At 48.3% G+C, this 20951-nt stretch carries 15 protein-coding genes; 3 read left to right on the forward strand and 12 right to left on the reverse strand.

The features are described 5' to 3' along the window. Positions 1–114: 114 nt before the first annotated feature. Positions 115–945, reverse strand: a complete 831-nt coding sequence (locus AB3N00_RS14445; protein WP_413035103.1) for an alpha/beta hydrolase — start codon at positions 943–945, stop codon at positions 115–117. A gap of 383 nt (positions 946–1328) precedes the next feature. Here AB3N00_RS14445 and AB3N00_RS14450 point away from each other — a divergent pair, with 383 nt between their 5' ends. Then, positions 1329–2027: a response regulator transcription factor gene (locus AB3N00_RS14450; RefSeq protein ID WP_413035104.1), complete on the forward strand. Its 699-nt coding sequence runs from the start codon at positions 1329–1331 to the stop codon at positions 2025–2027. Further along, positions 2024–3514, forward strand: coding sequence for an ATP-binding protein (locus AB3N00_RS14455; RefSeq protein WP_413035105.1), 1491 nt, complete (start codon positions 2024–2026; stop codon positions 3512–3514). Before AB3N00_RS14450 ends, AB3N00_RS14455 begins: the two co-directional genes overlap by 4 nt. Here the strand turns inward: AB3N00_RS14455 and AB3N00_RS14460 are convergent. Beyond that, positions 3505–3750, reverse strand: a complete 246-nt coding sequence (locus AB3N00_RS14460; RefSeq protein WP_175394057.1) for a hypothetical protein — start codon at positions 3748–3750, stop codon at positions 3505–3507. The two genes, AB3N00_RS14455 and AB3N00_RS14460, sit on opposite strands and share 10 nt — an antisense overlap. 417 nt (positions 3751–4167) lie before the next feature. Between AB3N00_RS14460 and AB3N00_RS14465 the strand changes: the two genes are divergently transcribed. Next, a complete protein-coding gene (locus AB3N00_RS14465; protein ID WP_413035106.1) occupies positions 4168–4974 on the forward strand; it encodes a hypothetical protein in 807 nt (268 codons plus the stop codon). A 139-nt stretch (positions 4975–5113) separates the two neighbouring features. Here the strand turns inward: AB3N00_RS14465 and AB3N00_RS14470 are convergent, their stop codons facing one another. The 10 genes from AB3N00_RS14470 to AB3N00_RS14515 all read right to left on the reverse strand — a co-directional run bounded on the left by AB3N00_RS14470 (position 5114) and on the right by AB3N00_RS14515 (position 20819). Beyond that, entirely contained in the window at positions 5114–6019 is a 906-nt protein-coding gene (locus AB3N00_RS14470; protein ID WP_413035107.1) for a helix-turn-helix domain-containing protein, read from the reverse strand. Between the two features lie 177 nt (positions 6020–6196). Further along, positions 6197–9409, reverse strand: a complete 3213-nt coding sequence (locus AB3N00_RS14475; RefSeq protein ID WP_413035108.1) for a stalk domain-containing protein — start codon at positions 9407–9409, stop codon at positions 6197–6199. 533 nt (positions 9410–9942) lie between these two features. Next, the gene (locus AB3N00_RS14480; RefSeq protein ID WP_413035109.1) at positions 9943–13200 is read right to left on the reverse strand and encodes a hypothetical protein; all 3258 of its coding nucleotides are present in this window, start codon (positions 13198–13200) and stop codon (positions 9943–9945) included. A gap of 25 nt (positions 13201–13225) precedes the next feature. Continuing rightward, complete coding sequence (locus AB3N00_RS14485; protein ID WP_413035110.1) at positions 13226–14233, reverse strand: zinc-dependent alcohol dehydrogenase; 1008 nt, start codon at positions 14231–14233, stop codon at positions 13226–13228. A 26-nt stretch (positions 14234–14259) separates the two neighbouring features. Then, entirely contained in the window at positions 14260–15123 is an 864-nt protein-coding gene (locus AB3N00_RS14490) for a carbohydrate ABC transporter permease (RefSeq protein WP_413035111.1), read from the reverse strand. Next, the gene (locus AB3N00_RS14495; protein WP_413035112.1) at positions 15117–16094 is read right to left on the reverse strand and encodes an ABC transporter permease; all 978 of its coding nucleotides are present in this window, start codon (positions 16092–16094) and stop codon (positions 15117–15119) included. The genes AB3N00_RS14490 and AB3N00_RS14495 overlap by 7 nt, the downstream gene beginning before the upstream one ends. Positions 16095–16182: 88 nt before the next feature. Further along, a complete protein-coding gene (locus tag AB3N00_RS14500; RefSeq protein WP_413035113.1) occupies positions 16183–17772 on the reverse strand; it encodes an extracellular solute-binding protein in 1590 nt (529 codons plus the stop codon). A gap of 70 nt (positions 17773–17842) precedes the next feature. Next, positions 17843–18715, reverse strand: coding sequence for a Gfo/Idh/MocA family protein (locus AB3N00_RS14505; RefSeq protein WP_413035114.1), 873 nt, complete (start codon positions 18713–18715; stop codon positions 17843–17845). Beyond that, a complete protein-coding gene (locus AB3N00_RS14510; RefSeq protein ID WP_413035115.1) occupies positions 18712–19803 on the reverse strand; it encodes a dihydrodipicolinate synthase family protein in 1092 nt (363 codons plus the stop codon). The genes AB3N00_RS14505 and AB3N00_RS14510 overlap by 4 nt, the downstream gene beginning before the upstream one ends. Further along, the gene (locus AB3N00_RS14515) at positions 19803–20819 is read right to left on the reverse strand and encodes an NAD-dependent epimerase/dehydratase family protein (protein ID WP_413035116.1); all 1017 of its coding nucleotides are present in this window, start codon (positions 20817–20819) and stop codon (positions 19803–19805) included. The genes AB3N00_RS14510 and AB3N00_RS14515 overlap by 1 nt, the downstream gene beginning before the upstream one ends. Positions 20820–20951: the final 132 nt, after the last annotated feature.

Here is a 20951-nt window from a genome sequence, read left to right on the forward strand (position 1 = left end):
TTCTACCGCGTAGAAGGCGCTTTTCCAAGCTGACATACCGAAACTGACCCCATCACGCAATCTGGTTTTTCACTTCATTGTGCAATTGGTTACTCCAAACCTTCTTTCAGGCCATCAAATCATCCAGTGCTGCCAATCCTGCTCGATCTTCTGCCGCTCACCGAGCCAATCACGGGTACGCGTGATCAGCTGCTCCCGCTCTTTGCCGGAAGAGAAGGTATGATCACCCTGGAAAATAATCTCCTTGTCGCAGCGTCCTTCCTGACGCATCCAGAATACTTTTTGATATAGAAAAGCGTAGTCTACCGGGATGATATCATCCGATGTACCATGCACGACCAGAACATCACCGTTAAACTTGACGGCTTCCTGGAATGGTTGGTGCTCAGCCAGAGATTCGAAGAAAGCCGGCGTGAACTTGTAACCGAGATAATCGGCAGCGCCCTGCTTCACGCCTGCATCGTACACTTCACGTCCTGTAATCTTCACGATGTCATTGAACGGATATCCCACAGCAGACCACATCACCAGATTCTTGACACGCTTGTCACGAATGGCAGTCAGCAGAGCAACTGCGCCGCCCAAACTGTGACCGATCAATGTCACACGAGTTGGGTCCACATCACTGCAGTTCACCGCATAGTCCAGTACGGAACGGGTCTGGGCAATCATGGAATCCAGCCCTTCCGCTCCATACTCACCGCTGCTCTCCCCGCAGCCGATATAGTCGAAGCGAAGCACCAGGTATCCATCCTCAGCCAGTTCACGTGCAGTCTTCACAAACAGGCGATCCACACCAATCCGGCTGCCAACAAAGCCATGGCAAATAACTGCCAGAGGCACACGCTGCTGGTGGTTGCCCTCCTTGATATCCCTAACCACGGGATAATGAATTGTGGCGGTTAACTCTTCCTGTCCATGACGGATACTGATCTGACGCTCCATGCCGATTTCCCCTTTCCATTCTTGCTTTGCTTGTTCATTGTTTAATTATATATAAATCCGATAAGTTTAATGTGTATTAAGATGTTATTAGTATATTATCATCCTGGGAACTTCAAGTCAACGTGAGGAAAACATCTGTAGATGGCCTATTCCCCAGTCAAAAAAGAGGACATTATAAAATCTTTAGAATTGGCTTGTATCTTCAATGTATCGGCAAAATCATGCCCGGAGTGAATGAAAAAGTTTGGAATTCAATTCATATAACGTATTCTGTTTTTACGCTCATGGGAATTTTAGGTACAATGGAGACTCAACATTTTAAAGGAAACGGAGACGGCAGTGTAGGGTTACATTTGCCTGAATGATACTGCCAGGAAATCATCATGAATGAGAACATTTTGATTGTAGACGACGAAAAGGATATTGTGGCTCTGATTCATCAGACGCTATCACAGGAAGGGTATAAAGTATCCACCGCGTCAAGTGGCAGCGAAGCATTGCAGTTACTCAGCAGTAAACCGGATCTCATTCTGCTGGATATCATGATGCCCGGTATGAGCGGATTCGAGCTCTGCCGGCTGATTCGGGACGAGGTGAGTTGTCCCATCCTCTTTCTGAGTGCGCGGCAGGCCGAAATGGACCGGATCCAGGGGTTATCCATCGGCGGCGATGATTATATGACGAAGCCGTTCAGTCTTGGGGAGTTAAAGGCAAGAGTGGCCGCCCACTTGCGCCGTTCCCGTCGCGATGGCGTTCAGCCGCGTGTGAATGAGCCTGCGTTTTACAGATACGGAGCTCTGCAGATGGACCTTAAGGGCCGCAGTGTGATGATTATGCAGCACGCCATCCCGCTAACGCTTAAGGAATACGATCTGGTAGAACTGCTTGCCACGCATCCTGGACAGGTTTTCTCCAAGGAACAGCTGTATGACCGCATTTGGGGATTGGAAGCCACAGGGGACACCACCACGATCACGGAACATGTCAAAAAAATAAGGGCCAAGCTGGCAGCAGCTGACCCGGATCATGTGTATATCTCGACGGTATGGGGTGTCGGGTACAAGTGGGAGCCTGTACGATGATTAAGGAACGCTGGCCGATCAAAAAACAATTAGTCTGGGCGTTTGTACTCGTTATGGGCATCAGCATCGGATTGACGCTCCTGACCTGGGCTGCGGGCATATCCTTTCTCTTCTCTAATCAGTGGCTGCAGCCTGCAAACTATTACGAATCTCAAATCCCCAAAATCCAGCACACTGTACAGGAACAGGCGGCGGAGAATCATATCCCGTGGACCGATGCGGCCAATCAGGCCAAGCTGGAACAGCTGCTGCCTCCGGAAGGCATCACCTATCAGGTAGTGGATACCCGCGGAACCAGGAGATATGGAACAATTCAGGAACAGGTCGTAGAGAATGAAACGGACCTGCTGAGCAGGCTGAATAGCAAAACGGTCACAGATGGTACACTCGGTTTCGGGGGGCTGGTTACGCTCATCTCTCCACTAAGCGGAGAGCAAGGAACCTATTCCGGGGCACTTGTGCTCCAGTACAGGTTGGAAACCAGTCCCTCTCCCTCCGTGTCCCCCGTTTGGACGAATATGTTTCTCGTGCTCATGCTGGCTTCTCCATTTGTATATATTGCAGCTGCGACTTGGTTTATGGCAGGCAGAGTGGGTCGCAACGTGAACCGGCCGATTGAGGACCTTATTCTGGCTTCCAAACGCATCAAAGAGCAGGATCTGGACTTTACTCTGGATAATCACGCCCCCAATGAGCTCGGGCTGCTCTCTGCTTCCTTCGAGGACATGCGCAAAGAATTGAAAAGTGCACTGACTCGGGAATGGAAACTTCAGCAGGAACGGAGTGAACTGATGGGCGCCATCAGCCATGATTTCCGCACGCCGATGACGGTGATTCAGGGTCATGTGGAACTACTCAAGGATTCACCCAAGCATGTGGTACAGAACGCCGAAAGCATCAGCAATCATTTGGATGTCATTGATCATAATGTGAAACGAATTAATCGGCTGATCCAGGATATGACGGTAGCCGCAGGCACCGATTTTGATTATTTCCCGCTCCGCCGGGAACCGGTTGATCCATCTTCCTTCTGGGAGATGAAACAGCGTGAGCTCCGTTTTCTGTGTTCCAGCCAAGGTGTGCAATCCGAATTCAGATTCGTGGATCGACGGCCCCATACTTCTTCGCCTCTTTTACTGGACGTACAAAGGGTCGGTCAGGTACTGGATAATCTGGTGGCTAACAGTTTGCGCTATGTATCCCCGAAAGGGGAAATCAGACTGGATGTGGATATACAGGATCTTGGTATAATGCAGGTTACCGTTTGCGATACGGGTCCAGGCTTTACCGAAGCGGATCTGCCGCATTTGTTTGACCAGTTCTATCATGGACACCAGGGACAGACCGGGCTGGGCCTGTTCACGGCCAAACGCATCGTGGAGAAGCACGGTGGAACCATAAACGCCAGTAACCTGCCTAAAGGTGGAGCATGTATTACGTTTACACTGGATATCGGGCATTCATTGCCCGAAAGTTTCTACTCGTAACTCCGGCGGAACATCTCATGGGTCTCTACTTGACCTTCCCAGCGATGCTCACGGGCAAAATCGGAACTTTCCCAGAAGCTGCCCGTCTTATCAGGACCTTCGCCAAGTTCAACTGCAAATTCGGTATCCTCTGCTGCTCCCTGTCCCATGGGAACCACTTCATCTTTGACGCCACGGGAGTTGCTGTTCAGCAGCAGCTTCCGTGTTAATTCATTGTTTTTATTGGCTTGATTCATATCTGCACACTCCCATTACTGGTTTTTTTCCTTTGAAATGCTACTATTGTGTTGGAATCGGCCAACCTTTATTCATCCTTCACACAATCGTTGGATCTGGGTTCAGCCTATGCATATTTCACAGGAAAAATGGGGAAATTAATCGATAATATGTACATGCAAATTGACCTCGGACTCCTTCCGGCGAAAGGGATTGGATTCATGGAACTTCTGTTTGAATGGGTACGTGCTCACGGCAAACTGGTGTTGTTGTGCACTTGTGTCATTCTGGCCTGTATATGGCTCTGGATACATCACACTCAGCTATTTTATAAGGAATGACTTTGCGAAACGAGAGCCCTTCCCGTATACTAAAATACCGTCAGGGTCTTCAGGAAACTGGGGATCTGTAACGTGTTCAGACAGGGGGAGCAATCATTGGGGATTTCCTATAAAAAGCTTAAAGAAATACAAAACCGGCAAATGACCGAGATGAGCCGGATGACGCCTGAAAATGTAAAATTGTTCGACCAGATTAGCGGGATTGCCCGCAGAACACACGCAGATGAGAGAACGCAGGAAGAATGGATTCTGTCTGCAGGAAAAGCCATTGTACAAGCCCAGCGGGATGGCAAGTCTGCCCGGGAATTGTATGGAGCCGATCTGGAGCAGGACATCCACTCACGTCTGGAATCAGGTACAGGATCGGCGGGTCCTTCAACGGTCCCTGTGGGTATGAGCCAATCTAATAAATCAAAAGCTAATAAACAGGATACGCCTGCCCCAACAACTCGGGGCAATGGAGCTGCGAATGGAGAGACTACCGATCCAGTAAAGCGTACGCCCAAGTGGTACGTGATGATTGCCTGGGCGGCAATCTCCTTTGTCATGCTGATTCAGGGCGGAGCCGGATTATTTATCGGATGGAGCGGTGGAGATACGGAACCATTCAGTCATATCAGTCTGTTTTCGCTTATCATTACAGCTGTTGGCGGAATTGCACTGGTTGAAATGCTCCGTCGCCTCGCTGAACGGCCGGATGATCAGGGAAAAGATATGACGACCAAACCACAGGTTAATCTGCGCGGCATTGTGATTTATATCGTAATCGTTGTCCTTGTTCTGTTTGTGGGCTATCCACTGCGAGATAGTCTTCCGGTATTTACACTGGCCCCGTGGGTAAGTCTTGTTATCGGAATTGTAGGGCTTGCTCTGTTGAGGCCGCTCTTCGGGCAGAAGAAGTAAGATTGCCTGGTAAAGGATTCATATCACTTGAAATGCACTCGAAACAATTTGTTCTGAAAATTGCAATCAAAAAGGGGCCATGATGGCCCCTTTCTTCATATTCTGTGAATCCTACACAGATGTTCACGTAGTTAACCTTTTACAGTGTTGGTGCTGCATCCGTGTCGATGTTCTCACCTTTTAATTGATTGCGCTGTTTGATCCCCTTGCCAGGCGTTTCTCCGAATTCCCGTTTGAATATGCGGATAAAATAGTTAACCTCCATGCCAACTGTCTCTGCCGCCTCCCTTACACTTGCCCGAGGGTGCTCGTCCAGCCAATCGGATGCCTTTTGCAGTCTTAATCGCTGCATGTATTGGTGCCCGGTCACACCATGGCGTTGATGAAAGAGACGATTGAGATGCTGAACGGAATAACCCACCGCTTCCGCCACATGCTTCAGCAACAAGTCATCCTGATAGTGGGCATGCATTAAGGCTAGAGCTCGGGTAAAGGCCTCACTTCCCGGATCGGACTCACGATAATCAGGTGTCAAAGATAGGCTCTCCACTCCGGATAAATCTGTCTCGTTCAGAGTCGTCACGGATCGAGCCATATCCAGAATGAGCTGATAGATGATCGGTGAAGTATTCCATACGCCAAGCTTTCCATCATCCAGCGCGTGCCAGAGACCGGTCGTCCGCGACCAGAATTGTTCGAAGTCTGACAGGTCTCTAGGCCCCGTATGCAGCAATCCGGCGGACTGAAGCACTGATCCGGCTGAATCGCCTCCAATGCCGATATATCCGAGCTCCCCGTTTGTTCTGGAATGTGGATAAAATTCATTGGCAATCCCAGGTTCCATGACCCACAACTGACCTGCACCCACTGACCATGATCCCTTACCGGGAATCTTCAGTTCGCCTCCGGCGCTACGCGACAAAAAAAGCTGGTGTACCGGAAACCCTTCCGGCCTGAGCTGCACTTTCTGCTCGTGTGTTCCAATACAATACAGATACAGAGGCAGCCGGGAATCCGGCAGCCCGGTCAAGCGAAATGCAAGCATTCCATCATTCCTTTCAGGTCATGCTCTACTTCCCCTATTATCCCCCTGCTGGCCCGGACCAGCAACGGCCTAAGGAACCTTTTTGACGACAAAGAATTTGAGTGAACAACAAGAAAACTCCCTACCATTTCGGTAAGGGAGCTTTCAATACAATAATGATTTAGTTCATGATCTAGGTTAGTTTGATGGTAAAGTACTCGCACCTTGAGCAGAGTCAGCCGGACCGGCATTTGGGTCGGTCGTTTGAACTGGATCTGGAGCAGGTGCTACTGGAGCAGCTTGCGCAGCATCGAGTCTAGCTGCACCCGATGGAGCGGAAAGAACATTTGTGTATAACGATGGGTCACTTGATACAGAAAGGATATACACTTTGTACTCAGCTCCTAGCTCAATTGCCTTTCCACTTGAATCCACCGTATCTTTAGATAAGTTGAATTCTCCTGGAGAAACTACTTTAAAATTATTATTTGAGTTTGCAGAGGGCAAATCCAGACTGTCTTGAGCTTTTACTACAAATAAACGATATTCGCCAATCCCTTTATCGTCGGATGGTTTAGTAAAAGTTACCGTCAGGCCTGCATCCGTAGCTGTGCTGGCATTCTCAACTTTCGTTATATTTGCTGGCTGAACAGCAACAGGCTCTGCTGGTTTGGCCAGGATACTGAATTCGTTGGAAGCACCGGACAGATTGGAAGCACGCGTACCACTATCGGATACCGACAAAACAAATGCTCTGTATTTCTGACCTGCGACAAGAGTATTACCATTGATATCAACGTGGCCGTTATTCAATTGAATTGGATTGCCGGCATCACTTTTGGAAATTTGGACATATGATCTGATACCTAGAGCAGAATTCAAATCAAATCCAGTCACTTGACCAGATGGAACAATCAACACTCTATAATTCGCAATGCCGCTATCTGTTTTTGGTTTATTGAAGTTTACAGTCACATCCGACGCGTTTCCTGCTTGCCCTTGATTTTTGACCGTTACATTCACGTTGCTCACTGCTCCAACAGCTGTGTTGGAAGCGAGTGTAATCACATTTGAGCCTGATGACAGTGCATTCGCAAGAGAAGAATTACTGTTAACGGCCATGACATACACGCGATAACCCACACCGTTCTCAATTGAACTGCCATCCACTGTTTTCGAATTACTTGTGAAGTTCACCGTCTGATTGCTGCCATTCTTGCTTACATACGTGTAATTCGCACTGTTCACTGCATTTGCAGCCGACAGATTGAAGCTGTTATTCGTGGACTTCACAACAAATACCCGATAGTGATTCACATTGGTCTCATCCGCCGATTTGGTAAACGTTACGCGCAGGTCGCGTCCATCCTGGTTATCGCCGATATCACTTGCCGCAACATTGCTCGGAGCTGTTATCGCAGCATTCGGATTCAATGTAATCTGTGACGAGTACGAAGACAATGCATTCTGACTGGAATTGCCGCTTGAGCTGACCGACAGAACGAACACACGATAGGTTACGTTATTGGAAACTCTGTACCCATTCGTATCCACCATGCTGCTTGGGAGAATAACAGACAGATTACCACCGGTTTTGTTGACCTGATAGTAGTTGTTTGAAGCGTTAGCTGCGCTCAGTGTGAAGCTTCCTGCGTTACCGGACCGAACCACATAGACACGATAGGCCGAAACCTTCGACTCATCCGATGCTCTGTTGAAAGAAACCCGCAGATCACGTCCATCCCCATAGTCGCTTACATCCGTTACAGCCAGGTTATTTACAGCTCCTGCATTGCCGTTCGTTGTCAGTCTCAGCAGTGTGGACGAAGAGGACAGAGCATTCGTGTAGTTATTTTGCTGATTGCCCACAGCCATGACGAAAATCCGATAATCCTGCAGGTTCGTTACGTTATACCCGCTTGTATCCTTCATCGATGAAGGTAACGTTGTGGTAATGTTGCTGCCTGTTTTGTTCACGTTGTAGTAGAGACTGGAAGACAGATTGCTTGCCGTCGTCAGATTGAAGCTGCTCGCCACCGAGTTGCGCACAACGAAAATGCGATAGCTCGCGACCTTGGATTCATCAGATGAACGGTTGAAGCTTATTCGAATGTCACGCCCATCTCCATAATCCGAGTTATCCAGGACTTGAGTGATGACAGGCGCCTTTGCCGTATTTACGCCCAGTGTCAGCGATGATGATACAGCTGAGAGCTTGTTGTCCGCAGTTGCCGCATTGGAGCTGACCGACATAATGTAGACGACATAGGATGTTCCGCTGCGAATCAGCTCTCCGGAAGTATCACGTGTGGAAGATGTCAGCTGGCTTTTGACCGCTGTGCTGTTCCCTTTATATATGATCGTTGAGTTGGAACTGGAGACTTTATTCGCCGCAGTCAGATTGAACGATGAAGCATCCTTCGCTTTGACGACAAACGCACGATAATACGTAATATTCGAGGTGCTGCTTGGCTGGGTGAAATTAATCTCCAGGTCACGGCCATCCCCATAGTCACTGATGTCTGCAATGCGAAGACCTGTGACAGGCTGAACTGTTGTTTTAACATTGTTTAATTTCAAAGACTGGGCAGACCAGGCGAGTACGTTTTTGTAATTGTTGCTGCTGTTGCCCATGGTCAGGACGTACAAACGATAGGTTTCACTGGCGTTCAGCAAATCCCCGTTTACGTCACGTGTTTGAGCGTTCAGCGTCAACCTTGGGTTGCTGCCATTTGGAGAAACCGAAGTATAATTACCGGATGGTACAACCGATGCTGCCGACTCGTTGAAGCTGTTCACATCACGGGTTTTTACCAGCATAATGCGATACTCGGAAACAGCCTTCTCGGATGTAGGGCGTGTAAAGCTGACAGTGAGATCCCGTCCATCCCCGTTACTTCCAGAGACCGATCCATAGATGTTCCATGCCGCATATTTCGTATCATCCACAGGAGGCGTGGACGTTGTTTTGATATCCACCCGCTGATTGCGGGAGTTCCAGAATACCTTTTCTCCAAATGCTTCGCTTACAAAGCGAATGGGAACCATCGTGTTTCCCTTGATGGTATTGGCTGGCACGTCCAACGTGACCGCTTCCCCATTAATGTAGGCCGTCCTGGAACCAAGCTTCAGTGAAATTTCCTGATCTCCACGACTGGCTGTGATGGTTTTGGTTTTGTTGGTATAGCCCACTTTGGCATCCAATCCTTCAAAAATGGATCGCAGCGGAACCAATACACGTCCAGCCTTCATCACAGGTGCCTGTGCAGATGACAACTCGGCATCATTGATATATATGCTTATTCGCGCTGCCGCGTCCATGACCGACGTTGGCAAGGCAGACATCAGCATGGCTGATACGGCCAGTGCGGACATAACCTTTTTGACTTGAAGTCCTCCAGCTTTTTTCATATTGAATATCCCCATTCTCTTCTTAGTTAAATGTATTAGAGCATAATGGACTTGATTTTATTCCTGTAATTTCCTGTGCACATCTAAGACGTCTGGACCTGAACAAAAGTTTCCAATCACTCAAAAAATATTTTCGCAGAAAAGTCCTTCCATCATCCACCTGTGAAAGGTTAAAAATAACAGAACATTTTGTCATTATTCCTAGACCACAACGTTCGCCAAAGTAACCACCAGCAGTTCGACCGCTTTATATAACATATTTTAGTCCATGCTCAAAAAAAGAACGGCTTATTCGCCGCTGACACCTATCTGGAATCCAATATCAATAAAATGACACCCCATCACCGTTCCTTAGCCAACCGAGTAGGAGCATCATTATTGGGGCCGAAAAAAAGACGTTGTCATTCGCTATGACAACGTCTTTTTTATAGTTTACAAATTTCGCTATCCTCTGCTTCAAACCTATATTGAGGCATAACGCATTCAAGCCTGGTCGAGATCCGGACGTGGAAGGACTCCTCTTTCAAATAAAGTTAAATTCGGGACCCAAACTTTACCAACAGCTCAGCATGTTCTTGAGCTAATTCCTTACCACTTTTGGCTTGCACTTCATGGATAAATCCGTTTATTGCGCCTTTTTTTCCTCCCTCGTTGCCCGATTCCTCTGCCCTTTGTATTTTGATCAATTGTTCCTTCAGTCTCTCGGCCAGCTCTTGATCTTTAGAGAGAAACTTATCAATAAGTCCTGCTATGCCCTCATAGGTAAGAATTACTTCATAAGAAAAAGATGAGTTTTCCGCGTTCCCTGCTATATCATTCACGGATGCATTAACCAAATGCACCCCCAGACCCGTCAAATAGGCGGGGCTATCTGCAAGCACAGCATCGCAATCACTTTTGGCTACACCTGATAATGCATCTTGAGCCGAGCATTCTATCCGAATCACATCATCCACTTCATAGACGGATTTTCCTGAAAATTCGATTACGGGGGCTGTTTTGTCTATCTTGAGTTCGGTAATAGAAGGCACCCCGAATACGCCATAAGCCGATTCTGCCCAATACGTTACTGACGTTACGCCTTCTGCGCTTACTGTAAACTCTGTGGAACTGCCTGCGGTCTCATGCTGATCAATCCTCTCAGCCCCCGTAGTCTCGTAGAAGAGTGAGGATGCTCCTTCCGAGTTCAACGTTATGGAAACATCTCCATTGTGCCAGCCCTGCTCATTTGCCTGTGGATTAAAGGTAACTTCAGTCAAGGGAGCAGTATTATCCTTAACAGTTACGGAAAAATCGTCATAGTACGCTGTTGAAATATTATAGCGGCTGGTTACAGCGATCAGTCTGGCATAAGCCGTTCCTTCCGGTGCCGTACCTTTGAGGGTTACTTTTTGCCATTGGTGGAGTCGCGATTCATCCAGATGAGTTTCCAAAGTGGACAAACTCTGCCCTTCTGCATTATAAAATCTGAACATGAACCCAGGCTGGCCGGATTCAATATAAATTTGGGTGCTTGCGGTATACTCTCCTCCAGGCGATACTGCGATAGGATCGCTTTGCACCGCGACGGAGGCGGTACGGATGAGATCCGTTGTTTTCAGGCTGTAATCACCCGCATAGCTCTTGTCGCCGCTTCGCTCAAAATAAGAATCCCCGCTGGTTGCAAACATCGAGTTCCAGCCCGGCAGCTTTCCGCTCTCATCCGGCGCCAGCTCCACACCGGGATTGTTTACCGGCAAAGACAGCCCCGGCGGTTCGGGTACAATCTCTCCATCGATATGGATTCTATAGAGAACCGTATTCGTTGCGAGATCGGTGAAATACAGATTTCCATCCATTCCAAGATCGAATCTCGATGCATCCGTTAACGTTCTGAAATCCAGCGTTTCCGGATCTATCACCGTAAGCTTGTTATTAAACAGCACATACAAAAGTCCGTCTTCCGACCAGCGTATCGGATGATGGTGCCACTGGGTGTAATAAAGTTTTGGATAGATTTTTTTATATTTTACAAGTTTGTACGTGTCCGGATCGATCGCAAAAATATATTCATAGGATGCCCCCCAGATCAGTCCATCCGGTCCGAGAGACAGGTCCCCAATGAAGATAGGATCGATAAGTTCGGGAATATCCAGGGTAAACTCCGTAATTTTTTGCTCATTCTGGACATCCCATACGAAAATTTTGGCCTCCTGCTCACTTGGCGTGGAGCCCAGTCCGCCCCTGATGGTCGTAGATCCAAAAATCTTTCCGTCCACATATGCGGTACTGAGCACACTCTGATTCTGGACCACGTTACGATGGACCTTGGTTTCCCCTGTCGCTGTATCATGGACCGTAAGCGATCCTCCCAGTGTACCGTATCCGGAGATGGTCGAAATAAACAGTTTACCGTCCCCTTCAGACATATGCACAAGCCGTTCCTGATCGTTCCCGAGCACCGCGAGACGCTGCGGATTCGTGCTTCCAGGCTCTTGATTCAGATCATAAACGTACAAGCCACCTTCCGGATAGACACCCATATAGACTTTGTTCCCAATCGGGTACACACTGTCCGCCTGACCTATACTGAAAGGTTTTGCCGTCATGGTCTCCAAGTCAACCAACGAAGACCTGGCTTGAGAACCTGTTGTTATCAGCTGTGTATCCGATACGCTTTGAAGCCGGTTGACAACGCCCGGCAATCCCGGGATAATCGGCGGCTTTACAATTACTTTTTTTGTCTCGATATTCAGCATGGCTACCCCGCCATCATAACGGACCGTAACGAGCGTTTTACCTGGCAGTTCCGGATTGTTCTGAAACTCTACCCAGTCCGCCCCCCTGAATCCACTCTCATAGGTCATGCCGGTTTCCTCTACTTGATGCGTCCCAAGGTCAAAGGTTTTCAGTTTTTTCTCTGACATGTAATACAGCTTTCCATCCACCGAGTCGGTCGCATGAAGGCCAGTTACCTGCTGGAGCTCCACATCAAGCCATGATCCTGTTGTCGTATCGTAGATGTAACCTTCACCCGGTATACCGCTTCCGTCCGTATAACGGGCGAACAAATAACGGTTATCAATCGTACTCAAATCGTATACCGTATCGTTTTTGACGGCAAGCGAAGCGGCGATATTCGTTTTTTCACCTGTAGCCAGATCCACACGCACGATCTGTTCGTGGGCGGTACCGGCATAAATATATCCTCCCTGGTAAGCAATGGAGCGAACATATTCCTGATCCAGCGCACCAATAACGCGGCCGTAATCCCTCACTTGCTTGGTAGCAGGGTCATACTGCCAAACTTTGCCCCCAGGATAAGTCCCGACGTATACTCTCCCCTGTTCATCCGTCGTAATGCTGTTGGAGACGGACTGCCCCTCAAATTCGGCCACTTGCACGGCCTCATGGGTGACTGGAGAATACTCCCATAATCGTGCGCCCGATCCTTCGGCCGCCACATAAAGCGTACCGTTCGGCGCAACGGTATGAGCCCATGAGCTTTCGGATGGCGCAAGAGAAACAGTCCGAAGCAGTTTGTAACCTTCGAGGTCAATCACATTAAGGAAGCCTGGCTTCCCTTTGCTCGTGGCATACATCACGGGTTTGCCATCTTCGTAACCTACGGTTCCGTTAAAGACAGCTACCGTGTAGTTGTTGGGAACAAGCAGTTTTTCGGGTTCGCTGAAGTTTTTTTGAGAAAGTTTGGATTCCTCCGCTGCGGCAGGAGCGGGCTGTACGGGAAACATCACAAAAACAAGTAAACAACTCATGAACATGGTGATCAGGTTGAAAAAAGATTTTTTCATCACTTATCTCCCCTTCTTCATGTCATTAAAAATACTTGATCAACGTGGCTAGGGCTCCTTGAGCCGAGTCGGATTGGTAATTTCCGTAGGCTTCAAACGCCTCTTCCAACGCAAACATATGCGTGATGGCAGGACTTACCGTGATTCGCTTATCGGCAAGCAACCTTACGTACTCGTCCATATTTCTTCCTTCCGTCCACCGCACGAAACCGATGGGATAATCCTGATTATCCTTCTCGTACTGTTTATCGTACCTTCCCGGCCCGCCCGCTCTCGAGATAAGGACCTGGGCTTCTTTGCGAAACATCAAATCTCTTGAAAACTCCATGGACAAATCACCGACGATCACGACTTTTCCCCGGTCACGAAGCCACTCAAGCGACTTGTTAATCAGCGTTTCTCCGGGTCCGCCAGCACATAAGAGGATGGCATCAAATCCGAATCCCCCCGTTTCGTTCATCACAAAATGTTCCACTTCTTCTTCACTTGAAAAGCCCGCTTGAATGCCCATCTGGTTCCGAAGCAGCTGAACCCTCGCTTCGCTCAGATCGTATGCAGCAGTGTGGCATGCACCAGCAGCGGCAATTTGGGCCACAAGATTACCGAGAATACCCAATCCTACGACAAGTACTTTGTCGCCGAACCTCACGTCGGCTGTACGCAGTGCATGTATGGCAATCGCTCCGAGCCCTGTAAATGCGGCTTCCTCAGGTTTGACATGATGAGGCACTTTGGTTACCAGATTGGTCGGTACCGAAATCACTTCTGCATGTCTTACGTAAGGCACACCGTAACAAGCCACTCGGTCTCCTGGAATAATATCTCTGACTTCACTTCCCGTTTTTTCCACAATGCCAACTGCACTATAGCCAAGATATACGGGATTTAAGCCAGATCTCTTAATAGCACTCATCTCCGTACCGGGACTAATGCCCGAATATTCGGTTCTCACTTGGACATGTCGTTTGTTCAGTTCGGGTATATCCGCTTCCAGTATCGCGACTTTTCCTTCCTTGGCAGCAACGGTTTTCATTCGATATGGCTCCTCCTCATGTCTATTTAGCCTTTTTCCGAACCGAGCATCACCCCTTTAGCGAAATACTTCTGAGCAAACGGATAGATGAGCAGAACGGGAATCATGGAAAGCACGATGGTTGCGTTTTTGATGGACTGAGGGGCCAGAGCCGAACGATCCACGAGTCCCGCGTCGTTTTCTGCGCTGTAGATTAGCATATCCCGCAGCACGACCTGCAAAGGGTATTTATCGGGATCGTTTAAGTAAATTAACGGCAGGAAAAAGCTGTTCCAATGGCCCATGAAATAAAAAAGACCGATGGAAGCAAGCGCAGGCTTGGATAAGGGAATAACAATGTTGAACAGAATCCGGTATTCGGAAGCACCGTCAATCAGGGCCGCTTCGCGTATCTGGGAAGACATGTTTTCGTAAAAGCTTTTTAGAATGATCAGCTCCATTGTCCAGATGGCATTGGGAAGCACGAGGGCCCAAACCGAATCCGTTAGCCCCAGCTGCTGCACGACCACATAAGTGGGAATAATGCCGGGATTCAGGAACATGGTTAGAACAATGGTCAACATAAAGAACCTACGTCCGAAAAATCCTTTTTGGGACAAGGGATAAGCAGCGACAGCCGTAAAGAGTAAATTCACAAACGTGCCGAATGCCGTATAAAAAATAGAATTCAGATAGGCTCTTGGAATCGTGTCATTCTTAAGCACCTCGACATAAGCCTCCAAGTTAAGACCCTTCGGAAAAAGGAACACCTTACCCTGAACGACCGCTGCTGTATCGCTTAAAGAAACGGCCGTAATGTACACGATGGGATAGAGTGTCGCTACAGCAACGAGAATGAGTACCAGCGTGTTAATGACTCCAAAAATAGATATTCTGCGCTCTCCTACCATAAACCGTTTCCTCCCAGCCGTTTGCTGATCGCATTAGCGGATAATAGCATCACCATTGCCACCAGCGCTTCGAAAAGCCCTACAGCAGCTGCGTAACTGTAATTCGATTCAAGCAGTCCTTTACGGTACACATATGTTGAAAATACGTCAGCAACGTCATAGGTCATCGGATTGTAGAGCAGCAGTACTTTCTCATAGCCGACACGAATCAAGGAGCCGGTTTTCAATATAAACATGATGAGCATCGTGGGAAATAGTCCGGGAAGTGTAACATGGCGGATCATATGGAAACGACTGGCCCCGTCCACCTTGGCCGCTTCATAGAGCGTCGGACTGATCCCCGCAATCGCCGCCAGATAAATGATCGATTCGTATCCCACGTTCGCCCAAATTTCCGAAATGACATAGATCGGACGGAACCACCCCGGATCAACGAGAAAGTATTTTTTCTCGAAACCGAACGCAGCCAGCATTTGATTCAAAATACCATGGTTCGGAGACAGAAAATCGATGATCATGCTGCTGATAATGACGACGGACAAAAATGCCGGCAAATAGCTGAAGGTTTGAACGGATTTTTTAAACCATTTGTTTCTGACCTCGTTCAGCAGAAGGGCCAGCATGATCGGAAAAGGAAAACCGAAAATGAGCGAATACAACCCAAGCAGCAGCGTGTTCCGAAACAGCATCCAGAAGTCTTGGTTCGTAAAAAACGTGATGAAATGCTCAAATCCCACCCATTCACTGCCAAGCACTCCCGTAAACACACTGTAGTCTTTGAAGGCAATAATCAGTCCATATAGTGGCCCGTAACGAAAGATGACGTAAAATAGGATGCAAGGAAGAAACAGCAGAAGAAGCTGCCTGTCGCGCTTGATATGATTCCACGTTTTTCTAAGACGGCTTCTGAGGCTCTTCTTTGGCACTGCTTTATGGTAAGCTGTCGGATGTTCCGTGCCGATGTCTGCCATAAGATTTTCGCCTCCAATTCCTTTTCCCATAAGGAGAGAACCGTTCCATGCATCGTCCCCTCCTGTTGATTCACAGGCTTAAGGCCTTTTATTTGGACTCATCGTATCTTTTTTGAGCTTCATTATAGATCGCCATCAGTTCCTCCACGCCGCCTTTGCTGATTTGGGCTTTGAAATCTTCCCACTTGGCATCTCCGTATTCAGAGTCAAGAATATATTTCGCGTTAAATTCTTCAGCTGATTTTTGCAGCGAGGTCTGCAGCTCGGCAATCTTGGACGTTTCTTCGTCCGTAAAATTAAGGATGGGATCAAGCGGTTCGAAACGATCCTCGTTCACGATTTTATCTTGTGCCTCCTGCTCTTTTTCCGAGAAACGATAATAAATGCTTCGATGGTCCGGTCTTAGGTAAGCTCCTTCCAACCACATGGCATAACGATCCTCAAGCACGGTAATATCCACAAGTGGAAGATCCTTCAGTTCAGGGTATACCGGATATCCATCTTCGCCCCATTCGAAGTTAACCCCTTCCACCCCGATGGTCATCAGTTCACTTCCGGATGGGCTGGTCAGATAGTCGAGCAGTTTGAGCGAGGTTTCTGTATTTTTGTTCTTGGCTACGGCAACGCTGAAATCCGAAACTTCTGGCAGGGTTCTGATATTGCCGGTCGGTCCGACGGGATTCGCATACCTGAGATCATAGTCTGGATTTTGCTCTTTGATCTGGTTGTAAAAGAGATCCAGGCGTCCAATCCAGTCAAAAGTGACAAACGATTTGTCCGTTGTCATCTTCGTCGTCCAGGAATCTTGCGTATCCGTCAAAAATTCCGGATCAAGCAGTTTCTCGTTGTACAGCTTCTTCATGAAATCGAGCATGTCCTTATGCTCTTGCTGTACTGCGGCGTACTTCCAGGTACCGTCTTTTTCATCGTAATAGGCCGGGTACTGATCCGTGTTGCCGAGCCCCCAGCCGAAGGCCCAATCCCTGAAGATATTGGCCAAGCTTTTTGATGCGTAGGGGTAAGAATCGGGATAAGCTTCTTTTACTTTTTTCAAAGCTTCGTAAAACTCGTCCGTGTTCGTCCATTCCTTAATACCAAGCTCATCAAAGATATCCTTCCTGTACATGAATCCGTGATTCACTTTGCGATTCAGATTGTAAATAGGCCAGGTATAGACATTACCGGTTTCATCGCCGAAGGATTTGATGACCCAGTCGTTTTCTTCCATATATAACTTTTTGAAGTTAGGAAGTTGGTCAGCGTATTCATTGATGGCAACTACACCATTTTGTCTACCGATTTTTTTGAGTTCGGCCGGTTTTAACCCTGTAAAAATGTCCGGCAGCTTACCGGATGCGACAATAACTTTTAATTTATCCTGATAGGTTTGTGGGGAATAGGTTTGAAAGTTAACTTTAATGCCGGTCCGTTTTTCAAGCTCCTGGACGACCAGTTTGCTCGGACCGAGATCTTTCGCGTTGCTTGGCAGCATGTAAGTGATGGTAGTCGGTTCATCTACAAGGGGCAAAGTCAAGCCGCCGGTATCACCGTACTGTCCGGGTTCCTGGGGCGGCAAGGTGGCAGAACCGCCTTTGTCCGTACCGCTGCTGCATGCGGCAAGGATTGAGGTTAACAGCGTGGTCGCAAGCAGCATGGAAATCCTCTTTTTCAGCTTCATCAAACATTCCTCCTTCAGATAGGTGGATCTGATTAACTAGAATACAAGGGTTACCCCATATAAGGCTTTATCACATTTCCATGAGGGCGGTGCGTTTTTGTAAACGGCTTTGCTCTGCACATTCCAAAAACCGGATGACTTCCAGCGTTTCAGAGGGATGAACAGTGCATACACCGTTTTTGAACAAATTCATGACAGACTTTAAAAGTTCTTTATAACTCGGTTCAATCGGGACATGCTTGGTGGCATTTCTGGTGTGCAGGCTTAGTCCAAAAGACTCTGCGCCACGTTGGATTCCGCGGATCGTTCCCATTCTCCCCTCTTTCCAGGTTCCGGTAATGAGATCGCTGTGATCTGTGGAAAAGGCGGTCACTTCCCTGCATCCGTGGCCCATGATTCGAAACAGCAGTTCTGCCGCATGGATGCCGTACCAAAAATAATGCCCCTGTGTCGATTCAACGTGCATTGGGCCATATACGTCGACACCCAAGATGTCCCCTCTTGTGCATTCAGGCAGGGCTTCTGCATAACGTAAGCTTGAAGCACTCATTAACGGGGTTTGATACTCTTCTGCAAGTCTGATGATTTGACTTGCGTCTGCCGTTGTCAATGCAAAAGGCTTATCGATAAATACAGGCTTCCGGTAAAGGCAGACTGCCCTGAATTGATCCAGATGCACCCTTCCGTCAGCACTCAAGATAAGGATGGCATCGGTGCTTTCCGCAACTTGCTGAGCGGTGGGCATCAATCTCACTCCGTATTCTTGCGCCATCCGGGCGGCAAAAGTGTTAACACGGCTCACGCTGAGTGGAAAATCCGGAGATCCGCCCGCATAAGCAGCCGTCACGGTCACATCTGAAAAAAGAGACTCCTGACTTTCGTGAAGAATACGGGTAAATGCCAGGGCATGAGAGCTGTCAAGCCCGATGATTCCGATATTCATGGCTGAGAAGCAAGCCTAAGCCACTCATCCAGATGCTGCTTCACAAAATCGTCATCATGGAGGTGAGGATACTGGCGGTATACACGATCGATTTCCTCTTTTTGCCCTTCGGATAAGGTCTCCTGCGGATTCAAGCACCAGATCCCTCTCATAAGACCCTGCCTTCGAAGAACCTCGTGTATCCCCGGTATGCAGCCGGCAAACTGATGGGCGGGATCAAAAAAAGCGGCATTGGCATCCGTGATCTCCACGCTGCGCGTGAGCCATTCCGGTGACAACGGCGATCCCTCCTGCTTGCGGAGACGTTTCACTTCTTCCAGCAGCTGGACCGCTTTATGTGTCCATACAGCGAAGTGACCCAGCAGCCCGCCCACGATCTGTTTCTCCATGGTGCCTTCTTCCGTTTCGAACCGATAGGTTGTGAGTAGATCAATGAGGATGTTGTCGTCGTTTCCCGTGTACAGCGCAATTTCATCCCGACGGCTTGAGCAGCAAACCGCTCGCACGACATCGATGGTTTGATATCGGTTAAAAGGAGCCATTTTGATGGCGACGACATTATCGATTTCGGCAAAAGCCTGCCAAAAAGCGAAGCTCAACATACGGCCGCCGACGGAAGGTTGAAGATAAAATCCGATCACCGGCATGATTCCGGCTATCCTTTCCGTACGTCGAAGCAGGTCCTTCTCGCTCCATCTGTCAAGTCCACCCATGCTCAGCAGGGCAGCATCATATCCGAGGCCTTTGCTGATCTCAGCTTCTTTCGTCGCCTGTTCCATGTCCCCGCAGATGCCTGCCACTTTAATGAATGGCCGTTGCAGGCCGGCTTGCTCCGCTTCCTCCGCGGCCAAGCGGAGCACCCGTTCATAGAGGTTAACGCTGGGATCCCGAATCTCGAACTGGGTTGAATGCACGCCAACCGCAATTCCGCCAGCTCCTGAAGCGATATAGTATTTTGTCAGCAGTCTTTGATAGACTTCATCCAGCTCTCTGCGTTCATTCAAGGCCAGCGGATGAGCCGGGATGACCAGGCCTTCATGGAGAGCAGATGCCTGCTCCGGGGTAAGTGATGCTTGTGTTTTGTGCACTAAAACCTCCCCTTCCTTTCTGAAAAATGGGTTGGTTTGTTCCACGTATGTCCGCCTGATTCAACCCATTCGGCAATGAAATCAATCATTTCCAGCAAACTTACATTCGGATAACCGAATTCGCGATACGCCTTGGCTGCATTGCTGAGCAGAGCCGTTTCGGATTCGCTTCCTTCAAACGATGGTGCAAGACCGAACCGTTCGGCAAACTGCTGCGCTGCCCAGCGAACCGACATGGTTTCAGGGCCGGTTACATTCAAAATTTCGGGAGGGCTCTGGCACTTGAGCAGACTTCTTAACGCAATTTCATTGGCATCTCCCTGCCATATTACGTTGGCATGCCCCATCTCAAGTGACACCGGCTTGCCTTCGTGCACCTTTTTGGCAATTTCGAGCAGCACCCCATAGCGTAAATCAATGGCATAGTTCAAACGGTACATCAGCATCGGCGTGCCATACTTATGAGAGAAGTATTCAAATATCCGCTCTCTCCCCAGTGTGGATTGTGCATATTCACCGAGAGGTTCAGGGGCTACCGATTCATCTACTCCGCCGAGACCCACTGGGGAGAAGGGATAAACATTCCCTGAAGAAAAAACGACGATCCGCGAATCTTTATACTTTTCTGCCACTCTTCCGGGCAAGTAAGTATTCATTGCCCACGTAAAATATTCTCTACCCGTTGTACCAAATTTGTTGCCTGCCATGTATATGACGTTGTCCGCTTTAGGCAGCTGCATTAACTCTTGATCGTCTAAAAGATCACAGGAAATCGTCTTTATTCCTGCGTTTTCTAGATCGTTCTTCACCTCCTGATCCTGAAATCGGGATACAGCTGTCACCTTCTTGTTCATTCCTCCCGCCTTGATGGCTTCCGCGGCCAATCTAGCAAGACTTGGACCCATCTTTCCACCTGCGCCTAAAATAAGAAGATCCCCGTCCACTTTATGTAAGTCGTTGATTAGCCGGTCTGATGCCTCCGAAAGCTTTGCTTCCAATTCAGCCACGGTCTTCATCCGAATAAAGTCACCTCTCCTTGTTAAATTCTTATGATTGGATCATATGTGGTACTTATTTTCAATAAGAAATTAGCATATGCCACATTGTCTGTCAACTGGTTCTTTTGTAGTTCATATAAAATCAAAAAA

The sequence above is a fragment of the Paenibacillus xylanilyticus genome, assembly GCF_047246825.1.
Classification (GTDB): Bacteria; Bacillota; Bacilli; order Paenibacillales; family Paenibacillaceae; genus Paenibacillus; species Paenibacillus xylanilyticus_B.